At 59.2% G+C, this 12,054-nt stretch carries 11 protein-coding genes; 5 read left to right on the top strand and 6 right to left on the bottom strand.

Annotated features, from left to right (window positions below; all coding sequences use genetic code 11):
* The first annotated feature begins 32 nt into the window (after positions 1–32).
* Complete coding sequence (locus ACIOMO_RS26425) at positions 33–554, top strand: lysine methyltransferase (protein WP_159815608.1); 522 nt, start codon at positions 33–35, stop codon at positions 552–554.
* 8 nt (positions 555–562) lie between these two features.
* On the opposite strand, the gene can is transcribed toward ACIOMO_RS26425, so the two are convergent.
* On the bottom strand, positions 563–1,207 hold the full coding sequence (gene can, locus ACIOMO_RS26420; RefSeq protein ID WP_007951756.1) for a carbonate dehydratase: 645 nt from the start codon (positions 1,205–1,207) through the stop codon (positions 563–565).
* A 141-nt stretch (positions 1,208–1,348) separates the two neighbouring features.
* Here can and ACIOMO_RS26415 point away from each other — a divergent pair, with 141 nt between their 5' ends.
* The gene (locus ACIOMO_RS26415; RefSeq protein ID WP_053123832.1) at positions 1,349–1,753 is read left to right on the top strand and encodes a hypothetical protein; all 405 of its coding nucleotides are present in this window, start codon (positions 1,349–1,351) and stop codon (positions 1,751–1,753) included.
* 144 nt (positions 1,754–1,897) lie between these two features.
* On the opposite strand, the gene rimI is transcribed toward ACIOMO_RS26415, so the two are convergent.
* Together rimI and ACIOMO_RS26405 are read right to left on the bottom strand one after the other, a co-directional pair.
* Positions 1,898–2,350 (bottom strand): ribosomal protein S18-alanine N-acetyltransferase, encoded by a 453-nt coding sequence (gene rimI, locus ACIOMO_RS26410; RefSeq protein ID WP_053123834.1) that lies wholly within the window; start codon positions 2,348–2,350, stop codon positions 1,898–1,900.
* On the bottom strand, positions 2,343–3,086 hold the full coding sequence (locus ACIOMO_RS26405; protein WP_401244436.1) for an energy transducer TonB: 744 nt from the start codon (positions 3,084–3,086) through the stop codon (positions 2,343–2,345). The genes rimI and ACIOMO_RS26405 overlap by 8 nt, the downstream gene beginning before the upstream one ends.
* A gap of 220 nt (positions 3,087–3,306) precedes the next feature.
* Here ACIOMO_RS26405 and mksB point away from each other — a divergent pair, with 220 nt between their 5' ends.
* The 3 genes from mksB to mksF are packed head-to-tail and all read left to right on the top strand — an operon-like array spanning position 3,307 to position 8,112.
* Entirely contained in the window at positions 3,307–4,584 is a 1,278-nt protein-coding gene (gene mksB, locus ACIOMO_RS26400) for an Mks condensin complex protein MksB (RefSeq protein WP_400754001.1), read from the top strand.
* Complete coding sequence (gene mksE, locus ACIOMO_RS26395) at positions 4,574–5,275, top strand: Mks condensin complex protein MksE (RefSeq protein ID WP_034156067.1); 702 nt, start codon at positions 4,574–4,576, stop codon at positions 5,273–5,275. Before mksB ends, mksE begins: the two co-directional genes overlap by 11 nt.
* Positions 5,272–8,112, top strand: coding sequence for an Mks condensin complex protein MksF (mksF, locus tag ACIOMO_RS26390; protein ID WP_401244406.1), 2,841 nt, complete (start codon positions 5,272–5,274; stop codon positions 8,110–8,112). The genes mksE and mksF overlap by 4 nt, the downstream gene beginning before the upstream one ends.
* A 183-nt stretch (positions 8,113–8,295) precedes the next feature.
* Here mksF and ACIOMO_RS26385 read toward each other — a convergent pair whose 3' ends face one another.
* From ACIOMO_RS26385 to ACIOMO_RS26375, 3 genes are read right to left on the bottom strand one after another with little or no spacing between them, the layout of a single operon-like run.
* The gene (locus ACIOMO_RS26385) at positions 8,296–10,599 is read right to left on the bottom strand and encodes an intermembrane transport protein PqiB (RefSeq protein ID WP_401244404.1); all 2,304 of its coding nucleotides are present in this window, start codon (positions 10,597–10,599) and stop codon (positions 8,296–8,298) included.
* The gene (locus ACIOMO_RS26380) at positions 10,592–11,215 is read right to left on the bottom strand and encodes a paraquat-inducible protein A (protein WP_053123847.1); all 624 of its coding nucleotides are present in this window, start codon (positions 11,213–11,215) and stop codon (positions 10,592–10,594) included. Before ACIOMO_RS26380 ends, ACIOMO_RS26385 begins: the two co-directional genes overlap by 8 nt.
* On the bottom strand, positions 11,202–11,861 hold the full coding sequence (locus ACIOMO_RS26375) for a paraquat-inducible protein A (protein WP_159815603.1): 660 nt from the start codon (positions 11,859–11,861) through the stop codon (positions 11,202–11,204). The genes ACIOMO_RS26380 and ACIOMO_RS26375 overlap by 14 nt, the downstream gene beginning before the upstream one ends.
* Between the last annotated feature and the right edge of the window lie 193 nt (positions 11,862–12,054).

Raw genomic sequence — 12,054 nt, 5'->3', positions numbered from 1 at the left:
GAAGTCGCAGCACCCGATGGACAAGGATCGTTATGAACAGTCATGCCGTTCACGCCCGTCATGCTTGTGATTCGCCGGGCATTTATCCGTTTGCCGGCCTCCCCGTGCGTCTCGGGTTTCCAGCCAGCGATGACTTCGAAATCATTCACGATGACGATGGCGCCGATGCCGTGATCGCGCATCGGGAGTTTCTGCGCATCACCCGCATGTGTCGCGTATCGGGACAAGTGTTGCCCTATCGATGTCGGCAGACCCGGCAACTGCAAACCGGCCTGCATCTTTACGACCCACGCTTCTGCGGATTGCTGGAACATTCCTGCAACCCCAACGTGTTTCTCGACATGAGCGAATTGTGGCTGTGGGCGCTGAAAGATATCCACAGGGGCGAACGGCTGACCATGGATTTCGCGGCCACTGAAGACAAACTCTTGCGCCAGTTCGCTTGCCATTGCGGATCGTCGCAATGTCGTGGGTGGATCACCGGTTACGACGAACCACCCAACCGCGAAGGCCAACAGTTTTTACAGCGCTGGCGCCACGCGGGCCTGCGCTGAAACGCTGATTACGGCGCGCCGACCGGACGCAAACGGTATTGCGGCGGCAATTGCTCGAAACCACTGATGGTGGTGTTGAGACTTTTCCAGCGGCCATCCTTGATGCCATAGATGCAGCCGTGGATCGACAGGCTTTGCCCACGATGCCAGGCGTTCTGGATGATGCTGGTGTGGGCGACGTTGGCCACTTGCTGGATCACGTTGAGTTCGCACAGGCGATCGACCTGTTCTTCTTCGGTCGGCAACTTGGCCAGTTCTTCGCGTTTTTCGTAGTACAGATCGCGGATCGACCGCAGCCAGCCGTCGATCAGGCCGAACTGGCGATCCTGCATCGAGGCGCGCACACCGCCGCAACCGTAGTGGCCGGTGACCAGAATGTGCTTAACCTTGAGCACATCCACCGCGTACTGAATCACCGACAGGCAATTGAGGTCGGTGTGCAGCACCACGTTGGCGACGTTGCGGTGAACGAACAGATCGCCCGGCAACATGCCGACGATTTCGTTGGCCGGTACGCGCGCGTCGGAACAGCCGATCCACAGATACTCCGGCGTTTGCTGGCGGGCCAGTTTAGCGAAGAAATCCGGGTCTTCCTTGGTGATCGCGTCAGCCCAACGCTCGTTGTTATCAATCAGGTCTTGTAAGTCATGCATGCTGTAAGGCCTCAAGAAAGATGCGCTGGTATGACAGTCGACCGCCCGTCGGGGTCACGCTTGAGCCGAAAGTGATTTCGTTGGAATTCTCGTGTGCCGGGTGAGTCCACCTTAGTAAGGCCCACAGTATGAGGAATTGCCATGACTGATTCACGACGCCCTTACGATGCGGTGCAACCGGAGCCCATCGATGATAACGAAGACCGCATGGGTTCGGTGCATGAGCTGGATTTCGATGAAGACGAGCCCAGCGCGAAGATCGGTGATGAGATTCCCGAGCGTGAACGCGAGCAGTTGATGCCCAATGAACGCGTGCGTGAGGCGGGAATGACTGGCGCCTCGGTTGCCGATCATGAGCCGACCGACGATGACATGAGCCCGGAAACGCTGATTCATGAAGACGGTGCGCGGGATGCCGAAGAGGCCGGGGAAGGCAATCAGGCGGATTGGGATTTGAGCATTGTCGATGAGGATGACATTGGCGGTGGTAATGGGCTGGATGAGGCGGAACTGGCGCGGCGTGATCCGATGGATGGCAAGCGCTGACAGACCCGATCCCCTGTAGGAGCTGCCGAAGGCTGCGATCTTTTGATCTTTTTGCATGATCCGGAACAAGATCAAAAGATCGCAGCCTGCGGCAGCTCCTACAGGGGGGATGTTGTATCCGCAGGAGCAGAATGAGTCAGGGGGTCAGTCAACCAAAGTGCAGGCCATGACCACCGCATCTTCACGCCCGCCCACCGCCGGATAATAATCCCGACGCCGGCCAATTTCATTGAAGCCATAACGCTCATACAACCGGAACGCCGCCGTATTACTGTCGCGCACTTCGAGAAAACACTCCCGAGCCTCAGCCGCATACGCCCGCGACATCAGATGCTCCAGCAGCGTCAGCCCCAACCCTCGCCCCTGACTCTCCGGTTTCACCGTGATATTGAGCAGATGCGCCTCATCGAGAATGATCTGCACCACACCATGCCCAACCTGTTGCTCACCTTCGAACATCAGCCAGATCTGGTATTTGCCCAAGCCGTCGAGAAAAATCCCGCGCGTCCACGGATGGCTGTACGCGGCGAATTCAATCTTCAGCACAGCGTCCAGATCCGCCTCGATCATCGGGCGGAACGATACAGCGTCACTCATTCGATTCTTTCCAGCGCGCCATCAGCCGACGCATGGCTTGCCACACAGCGGCTTTGCGCTGTGGCTCTTCCATTAACAATTCCAGACCGGGAATGGCCCAGGCTGAGCCCAGCCCTTCGATCTGCAATTCACGATTGAATGCTTCAGCGTCCGCTTCACCGGCAAAACGCACTGCCGGCAGACCGATCAGCCACAGGCAGGCGCAGGGTGCGGATTCCATTTGTACCGAAAGGAAACCCTGCACAAAGTCGCGCGCCGCATCCGGGCCCTGATCCATGGTGCCGCGATTGAGCCACGGCCAACGCACTGGCTCGCCGACGATTTGCGGTGCATCCGGCAGGCCGGCGGCACGCAGCATGTCTTTGAGCAATAAATAAGCAGGATCACGGCTCTGGAACGGTTCGCCTGTGGGTAACTCGACCAGCAGCAGGCAACGTCCGGCCCGCAATAATTGCAGGGCGAAACGCGGCGGCGGCACCGGCGCGGGCTTGGCGACGACTGGCGTGTCGTCGGCCTCCTCCACCGGTTTGGCGTTGGTTCGCGTGCTCGCCAGCGACGGGCGCGGCACTTCGATCTTCGGCCGTTCGCTCGGGCGCGCAACAGGCTGCACCGGCGCTTCGGCCTGAGGCGCGGGCACCGGCGCTTCTACCTCGGGCTCGGGCATGTCCAGCAGCTCGGGGCGCGAGGGGGCGGCGAAGGGCAATTCGGTGCGCGGCAGCCAATTGACCACCTGCATGGCGTTCAAATAGGCGCGGCGGCGGGACTCGATAAGCAAAGGGTCGGCCACTTGTGGATAACTGAAGTGGGCTGATTCTACCGCCCTTCGCCCAAGATCGCCCGTTGTTGATCGATACACTTGACCGAAAGAAAAACAACAGCCTGTCCCTGGATTGAATCGTATCGGCTGCGATGCAGTACAATCGCCGCTTTTCATTGCCAACCAGCCGGGCATTCCGATGATCGAACCCAAGCGCGTCTTGCGCGCCCTCGCTGAACACTGGGCGCTTCTGGAGCCTTTGTGTGAGCACTTCGACCAAGGCACATTGAGCCTCAACGAACTGCGCACGCAACTGGCCGCCCAACAACTGGACAGCACGCCGCAGGACATTACCAGCCTGCTCGACGTGTGGATTCGCCTCGATATTCTGGTGCCGGTGGCGAAAAGCCCGAACCGGTTCGAGCTCAATGCGCAGATTCACGACTTCCTCGCTTACCTGCGTCGTGAACACCGTTTGGGCCTGTGCCTGGAAATCGAAGCCTATTTGCGTCACCTCGAACGCCTGGCCGGTTACATTCAGGATGCGTTCGATGTTCGCGACGGTCACGACCTCGCCCGTCAGCTGCGTTTGCTCGACATGCGCGTGCGCGATGTTCTGAAGAAACTCGACAACGACGAACAAGCGCTGGTGGCGGTGGCAGAACGCGCCAAGACCAGTGACCGGCAGATTCCGCTGCGTCAGCGTTACGCCGAAGTACTGGCGACGTGGGACGAATACGTCGAGCCGATGATCGATCTGGTGAACGCCGACGGCGCCTTCGAACAAGGCGTGCGCAAGGTCGAAACCGTGCTGCTGAAAATGCTCAGCGAGCAACAGCGCCTCGGCCATCTGGTTGACGATGACATGCTGCTGCGCACCCACGCGCGCATCCTCGAAATGCAGACCAGCGCTCAGTTGACTCTGCGGCATGCCCGCGAACTGTTGCTGCCGCTGCGTGAAGAAGCCCGCCGGCACAACGCCGTGACCCGTGGCGCCGCGCTCGCACTGGCGGCGATCCGCCGCAAAGGCATCGACGCCGTGCCGCAAGCCGCGATGCCGATGTTTACTCGCCCGCAAAGTACTTTCCTCGGCAGCGCCAGTCAGGTCGAAGCCTACGTGTACGCGCTGGCGCGTTTCGAACCGAAACCGGCACGCTTCCCGAAAGCGCACAAAACCCAGAAAGGCGAAGCCCCACGCGCACCACGCACCGTGCGCGAGATGGTCGACCGTTGCGAAGAATCCCTGCCAATGCCGGATCTGATGACCTGGCTGCTCGAGCAGGAACCGGACGGCGCCACCGACGAATTGCTCTACTGGTTCTCGCGCCTGTCGCGGGAAAAACGCTTCACCCGCGAGCGTCTGGAACGCCGCGACTACCACACTCATGAGCACCAGGTCAGCCTGCGCTCCTTCGCCCTGCTCTCGGCCCGCGACAATGCCGCCGAGGATTCTGCGAGCATCCCCAATGCATCTTGATCTCTCCGAACTGTCCCAACTGGCACCGATCTTCCGCGAGCTGTTCAAGGGTTACCACGTCAGCCGCCGCGACCCGGAGCTGTACGCACAACTGTCGAATTTCCAGGATCAATACCGCACGCTGTTCAAGGCGCTGGGGTTTGAACTGGTCTGCGACACCCGTGGTTTCTACTACTTTGTGCCGGACATGGCCGCTGCGGCGGTGAACAAGACGGCGCAGCGTCTGGCGCTGTTCACCTTCATCCTCGTCGAGCATCTGGCCGATCAGGGCCGCGACCCGATCGCCGTGCTCGATGGCGGCAGCCTCGGCCGCGAAGAGTTGCCGTCGCTGCTGGAGAAATACCGCGACCTGTTTATTCAGGCCGAGGTGCAGACCGTCGAAGAGCTCGAAGAAAAGATCATGCGCCGCATGACTCAACTCGGGTTCGCCGGCGAAGAAAACGGTGTGTACCGCTTCCTGCCACCGATGCACCGTTTCCTCGACGTGTGCCTGTCGGTGCAGCAAGACCGCGATCTGGCGGCCAGCGTGCACAGCGTATTGCCGCTGCCAGCGCCGGTGCTGATCGACGAAGCGGCCGAAGCCAAATTCCTCGAAACCGACGATCCGCTTGATCTCACCGAGTTCGATGAAGAAAGCGAAGAAGACGCACTGGCCCGCGCCATTGCCGAAGAACAGGAGTCCGACGCATGAGCCAGGAACGCTACGGCATCCGCCGCTTTGCCCTTTTGAACACCGCCGGTTACAGCCTCGGCCTGTTTCCGCTGGAAGAACCGTTGTCGGTTTACGGCGCGAACAACCTCGGTAAATCGGCGTCGATCAACGCCTTGCAGTTCCCGATTCTGGCGCGCATGTCGGACATGAGTTTCGGCAAGTACAGCCTCGAACAATCGCGGCGCTTTTACTTCGCTTCCGACACCAGTTACATCCTTGTCGAAGTGAACCTGCCGCACGGCCCGCACGTGATCGGCGTGGTCGGGCGCGGCCCGGGCGGTGGTTTCGGTCACCAGTTCTTCGCCTACGCCGGCAAGCTCGATCTGGCGCATTACCAGAAGAACGACACCTGCCTGCGCCAGAAAGAGCTGTTCAGCAACCTTGAGAAAGAAGGCCTGAAAGCCTACGAACTCAAGCCGGATGAACTGCGTCGTTTGCTGGTGGGCGGTCACACGTCTATTCCTTTGGATCTGACCCTGATCCCGCTGCGCTCCACCAGCGAGCAGAGCCTGAAGACCTTCCGCGCACTGTTCATCAACCTGCTGCACATGCGCGAAATCACCGCGGCCAAACTCAAGCAGTTGTTCCTCGATGCCTTCGAACACAGCCTGCGTTCCGGCAGTGTCGATTACATCGCCGCGTGCGAAGAAGCCTTCCGCGACGTGCGTCGTATGGAACAGGACTACAACTCGCTGGTCGCTGCCGGCCCGTTGGTTGAAGCCTTGGCCAACGGCGTGAAACAGCGCGACGTGCTGCGCGGCAAGCTGCATCGGCTGTCGCCGCTGCTCGATTCGTTGCTCGGTACTTGGTCGGATTACGCCAGTGCGCGCAAGGAAGAGCTGACCATTCAGGCCGACCACTACCGTGGCGAGCAGGACAGCCTGCAAAACAATCAGCGCGGCGGTACCCAGGAATTGATGCGTCTGGAGCGGGAAATTTCCGGCATCCAGCGCTGGCTCGGCGAGCTGTCGGTACTGAAGAATCGCTTTGCTTTGGTCGATGACGTCAAAGTGCTGGAGCAACAATTGCTCGCGGCCAAAGACGCCCACGACGAACTCGCCGGCGCCTTGGCGCAATCGCGTCAGTTCAGTGCAGAAGATCTCGAAGAGCGTCTGCGCGATCTGGAAAAACGCCTGAAGTCGGTGAAGCAGCAACTCGACCACGCCGACAACAACAGCTATGCCCGCCTGCGCGAAGAGTTTTCGCAACAGGACGTCGAGCGCCTGATGCGTTTGTTCAACAGCGCGCTGTTCAGCCTGCCATTGGGCGAACACGGCATCGCCCTCGACGAGGATGGCCAGTGGGTCAAATCGATGGAGCTGATCCTCGATGGCTTCAAAGGCGAGCGCTTCGAAGTGCCGGGCCTGTCGATCGATATCTCCAATATCGAGCCGCCGGCCCTGCAAGCGCTGGCTGACCGTGCCGCGTTGCGCGACCAGAAAGAGCGTCTGGAAAAAGAACTCAAGCAACTGAAAACCCAGCAAGCGGTGGCCGCTGACCGCTCGGCGAGCAAGACCCAGACCGAAGCGCTGTACCAGCAAGTGCTGGACGCGCAAAAGGCGCTGGAAGATTTCCGTCGCACGCAAACGTTGAGCGCTGAAGAAGGCGACAAGCTCGAGCAACTGGCGCAGATGGAAGGCGCACAGGACGAACTCAAGCGTTCCAGCGATGCCTTCACCGAACGCGTCCAGCAACTGTCGGCCAAGCTGCAACTGGTCGGCCGCCAGATCGCTGATATGGAAGCCAAGCAACGCACGCTCGACGATGCATTGCGCCGTCGTCAGTTGCTGCCGGCGGATCTGCCGTTCGGTACGCCGTTCATGGATCCGGTCGACGATTCGATGGACAACCTGCTGCCGCTGCTCAACGACTACCAGGACAGCTGGCAAGGCTTGCTCCGCGCTGACGGTCAGATCGAAGCGCTGTACGCGCAAGTGCGCCTCAAAGGTGTGGCCAAGTTCGACAGCGAAGACGACATGGAGCGCCGTCTGTCGCTGCTGATCAACGCTTACGCGCACCGTACCGATGAAGCACTGACGCTGGGCAAGGCCCGTCGCGCAGCGGTTACCGACATCGCCCGAACGTTGCGCAACATTCGCAGCGACTACGACAGCCTTGAGCATCAACTGGCGCTGTTCAACCGCGAGATCAACAAGCGTCAGGTCTCCAACCTGCAGAGCTTCCGCATCGTTCTCGCGCCGAACAAGGAAGCGCTCAAGCACATCGATCAGATCATCCACAGCGCCGGTCAGTACGAAGAAGGCGAAACCCTGTCTGTGTTCGATCTCAGCCAAAGCGCCGAGCAGGACAACAAGAACGAAGAGGCCAAGGAATACCTGGCGCGGTTGGTGGCGGCAAACCACAACCAGCTCGGTCTCAAGGACTTGTTCGAACTGGCGTTCGAGATCACCAAGGTCAACGGCCAGCCGGTGATCCACACCGACATCGACGGCGCGGCGTCCAACGGCACGACCATGACCATCAAGGCGCTGACCAACATGTACTTGTTGCTGCACTTGATGGATCGCGATCAGGCCGGCCGCGTGCGTCTGCCGTACTACCTCGACGAGGCGGCGGACATCGATGAGAAGAACCAGGCCGCACTGCTGGAAACCAGCCTGCAACTGGGCTTCGTGCCGATTCTGGCGAGCGTGAAGCCGCAGGTCTGCGCGAGTGTCGCGATTGACCTGGAAGGCGGCAGTGGCCCGGCGGGGATCTACATTGATGAGGCGGACTGGAAGTACATCCGTCGCCATGATGTGGTGAAGGCCACGGTGAATGTTGAAGCGGATGAACCGGAGCTGGATGCGGTTTGATCGGCGTTAACTGAAGATAAAAAAAGGGCCGCGATCTGCTGGGATCGCGGCCCTTTTTTATGCCTTGGGGTTTGTGCTGATTTTGCGGGCCCTATCGCGAGCAGGCTCACTCCTACAGTTGGAATGCGTTCCCCTGTAGGAGTGAGCCTGCTCGCGATGGCCCCACTTCAAACACCGCAGGATTTACTTACCGAGCGAAATCTTCGGCGCCCACGTCAGCCACTCATCCTCAAACTTGTCGAACAACGGGAACGTCTGCTCCGCCCGAGCCTGACCGCCCATCCGCTCACCATCCGGCGTAGCGAATGCGATGCCGCCCTGAATCGCCGTCTCCAGCGATTCGGTGCGCACCGTCAGCCCGTGGAACAAACCGATATCAAACCCGACACCGCTGGTGTTCCAGAAGCGGCTGCCACTGCGTACGAGCGGCGCGTATTTCGGCTCGATCAGAATGTGCACCAATACGCGATCAGCGGTCTGACCCAGTTCATAACCGGTGACTTTACCCACGGTAATTTCACGGTAAGTCACCGGCACACCCGGCTTCAACGAACCACGGCGAGCGGCGCTCAACACCAGGCTCAGACCCGCCTCTTGTTTGGTGACTTCCGGCGCATTGGCCAGCGCGACAAAGTTCTTCTGCGGGCCAAGGTTTTTGGCCGCCGGCTGCACTTCGATGTACTTGCCGGTCACCAGGGTTTCCAGATTCTCTGTCTTGATCAGGCCGAGCTCTGGCTTGACCACCCAGAACTGACTGCCAACCCGGGCAATCTTCTCCGGCACTTCCGTGATGCGCGCGGTGAGGATGACCGATTGCAAGTCGTCAGTCAGATCAACGCTTTCAATCTTGCCGACATCCAGCCCTTTGAAACGAACCGGCGTGCCGCTGCTGAGACCGTCGGCGCGATCGACTTTGATCGTTACTACGCTGCCTTTTTTACTGGCGTCGTCATGATTGGCAAACAGACGGAAACGCGGAATGCGTTTCTGCAGCGGTGCCTTGGCCTGCGGTGTTTCGAAGGCGATACCGCCGGCCATCAGGGTTTGCAGGGATTCACTCTTGACCTGAATGCCGCCGGTCAACCCGCCAGTCAACGTGACACCGCTGACATTCCAGAACCGCGTCGAAGCGTTGACCAGGTTTTCGTATTCCTTCTCGATGTGCACGCCGACGATGATCTGTTTGCGCGTCTTGGAGAATTGGTAGCTCTGTACCGAACCGACCTTGACCTGCTTGTACAAGATCGGACTGCCGACATCGATCGAACCCAGCGTGTCGGTGAACAGCACCAAGTGTAGACCCGGCGAACGCAGATCCAGCGGTGGCGCTTTCGGACGTGCTTCGAACTCACGTTTCGGGGCGGCACCTTTGTCACCCGGACGCACGGCGATGTAGTTACCTTTCACCAGCGCTTCGAGACCCGTGATGCCGGCCAGCGAGATCGACGGTTTGACCACCCAGAACTGAGTGCCCTCCACCAGATAATCTTCGGCCAACGGATCGAGGGTCAGCTCGGCGGTGGCGCTGTTCAGATCGGCATCGACTTTCAATGCTTTCAGGTTGCCGACCTGAATGCCTTTGTACATCACTGGCGTACGGCCAGCCTGCAGGCCTTCGAAGTCGCTGAGTTTGACCTTCACACGAATACCGGCAGCGGCAGCGTCGAAGTCCTCGTAGAGACGGAATGGCAGGCTCGGATCGGTTGGCGGACTGTCCTTGCGATTCTCCGGTGTGGCGAAGGCGATACCGCCGGCGACGATGCTGGCCAGCGATTCGCTGCGCACTTTGACCCCGGACAGGTTCGCGTCGATGCTGATGCCGCTGGCGTTCCAGAAACGTGTGTGTTTGCGCACCAGTTTGGCGTAGGTCGGTTCGATGAACACTTTGAGCTCAACGGTGCTTTGATCTTCCGACAGCACATAGCTTTTGACCTGACCGACTTTGATTTGCTTGTAGAACACCGGGCTGCCACGGCTCAGCGAACCGAGACGATCAGCCTTGATGGTCAAGTGCAGACCAGGTTTGGCGTCGGACAGCGGCGGCTCCTCGGCCAGCGCCTTGAACTTGCGCGCGGGCTCGCCTTCGCCGGGACTGATAGCGACGTAGTTACCTGAGACCAACGTCTCCAGACCAGTGATGCCGGCCAGAGTTACGCTCGGTTTGACCAGCCAGAAACGCGTGCTGGTCTTGAGGTATTGCTCGACGTCCTTGTTCATCTCGACGGTGGCGATGACGCCTTTGGAGTTGCCCTCGTCGTCGAGCTTCAGCGTTTTGACCTTACCGACCGACATGCCCTTGTACATGATCTCGGTCTTGTTGGCCTGGATGCCTTCGCCGCTTTCAAAGCGAATCTGGATCTCGATGCCGGTTTCGGAATAGGCACGCCAGCCGAGCCAGCCACCGATGATCAACGCGATCAGAGGCAGTACCCAAATGGCAGACCAGTTCGAGGCCGGTCGGGTTTTCGCTACGGGCAAATCAGTCATGGTCGTCGTCCGACTCCGTGTTATCCCAAATCAGTCGGGGATCAAAAGTTACTGCGGCAAGCATCGTCAGAATCACCACACTGGCGAAGGCGATGGCGCCAAGATTGGCTTCGACACTGGCTAAGCGGCCGAAATTGACGACCGCCACCAGAATGGCGATCACAAAAATATCGAGCATCGACCAGCGGCCAATGAACTCGATAAAACGGTACATCCAGATGCGCTGCCGAGCCGACAGCGGTTGTTTGCGTTGCACTGAAAACAGCAGCAGTGCGATGCCCACCAGTTTGAAAGTCGGCACCAGAATACTGGCGATGAACACTACGGCAGCAATCGGGATCATGCCGTGCTGCACCAACTGGATCACGCCGGACATGATCGTGCTTGGGTCACCTTGACCCAAAGAACTGACAGTCATGATCGGCAATACGTTGGCCGGTATGTAGATAATCGCCGCCGTGATCAGCAGGGCCCAAGTACGGGTGAGGCTGTTCGGCCGGCGCGCGTGAACCAATGCACCGCAGCGGGTGCAGGTTTGTTCATCGTTGTCCGCTTCCTGCCGGTTCAACTCGTGGCATTCGGTGCACGTCAGAATGCCTGCATCAATCGCCCGCATGAGCATCTTCCCCTGATAACGCCTGCCAGATCTGGTGCGGCGACATCACCACTTCCAGCCAGACCTGAACCAGCAACAAGCCGATAAAACACGCCAGGCCAAGGCCGACGGTGATGGCGGCCATGTCCGCCAGTTTGACGATCGCCACCAGTACGCCCATGAGGTAAACCTCGAGCATCCCCCAGTCTTTGAGGTGGTGGTAAATGCGGTAGAGCAACAAGCCATAGCTGCGACCGATATCGAAACGGATCGTCAGCAGCACAAACAATTGGCACAGCAACTTGAGCAGCGGAATGGCCATGCTGCACAGGAACACAACAATCGATACGCCTTGCATGCCGGTATTGAACAGACCGAGCACGCCACTCCAGACCGTATCATCCGAAGACTGCCCGAGTAGATTGAGCTGCATGATCGGCAAAAAGTTCGCTGGTATGTACAGCAGCAGTGCCGCAATCACCAGGGCAAGGCTGCGCTGCACCACGTTATGGCGATGGGCGTACAACTCGTATCCGCAGCGGGGGCAGAGGGCTTTCTCGCCGTGGGCAAGTGTTGGCTTGCGCATCAGCAGGTCGCACTCGTGACAGGCCACCAAGTCTTCCAGCGGTAGATCTGACAGCCCGGGGGCGTCAACCGACTCTGACATAAAGGCTCTGGCTCCAAAAAAGGTGGGGCTATTCTAGTGTTCTGGTTCGAAAATAACTGTGCAAATTTGTTCGATGAACCGTGCAAAAACTTTCCTGTGGGCAAAACAAAACCCCAACTGCTTTCGCAATTGGGGTTTCGGAATTTAATCTTGACGATGACCTACTCTCACATGGGGAAACCCCACACTACCA

This window comes from Pseudomonas sp. NPDC087804 (genome assembly GCF_044742965.1).
Classification (GTDB): domain Bacteria; phylum Pseudomonadota; class Gammaproteobacteria; order Pseudomonadales; family Pseudomonadaceae; genus Aquipseudomonas; species Aquipseudomonas rustica.
Note: the sequence above shows the minus strand (reverse complement) of the source record. Positions and strands in the feature narration are given on the sequence as shown.

Bases quoted from the DNA above. Each gene is read 5' to 3' on its own strand.
- ACIOMO_RS26405 (WP_401244436.1), bottom strand. From the start codon at position 3,086: ATGCAGGTGGTCAATTGGCTGCCGCGCACCGAATTGCCCTTCGCCGCC.
- ACIOMO_RS26375 (WP_159815603.1), bottom strand. From the start codon at position 11,861: ATGTCAGAGTCGGTTGACGCCCCCGGGCTGTCAGATCTACCGCTGGAA.
- can (WP_007951756.1), bottom strand. From the start codon at position 1,207: ATGCATGACTTACAAGACCTGATTGATAACAACGAGCGTTGGGCTGAC.
- ACIOMO_RS26425 (WP_159815608.1), top strand. From the start codon at position 33: ATGAACAGTCATGCCGTTCACGCCCGTCATGCTTGTGATTCGCCGGGC.
- ACIOMO_RS26380 (WP_053123847.1), bottom strand. From the start codon at position 11,215: ATGCGGGCGATTGATGCAGGCATTCTGACGTGCACCGAATGCCACGAG.
- rimI (WP_053123834.1), bottom strand. From the start codon at position 2,350: ATGAGTGACGCTGTATCGTTCCGCCCGATGATCGAGGCGGATCTGGAC.
- mksE (WP_034156067.1), top strand. From the start codon at position 4,574: ATGCATCTTGATCTCTCCGAACTGTCCCAACTGGCACCGATCTTCCGC.
- mksB (WP_400754001.1), top strand. From the start codon at position 3,307: ATGATCGAACCCAAGCGCGTCTTGCGCGCCCTCGCTGAACACTGGGCG.
- ACIOMO_RS26415 (WP_053123832.1), top strand. From the start codon at position 1,349: ATGACTGATTCACGACGCCCTTACGATGCGGTGCAACCGGAGCCCATC.
- mksF (WP_401244406.1), top strand. From the start codon at position 5,272: ATGAGCCAGGAACGCTACGGCATCCGCCGCTTTGCCCTTTTGAACACC.
- ACIOMO_RS26385 (WP_401244404.1), bottom strand. From the start codon at position 10,599: ATGACTGATTTGCCCGTAGCGAAAACCCGACCGGCCTCGAACTGGTCT.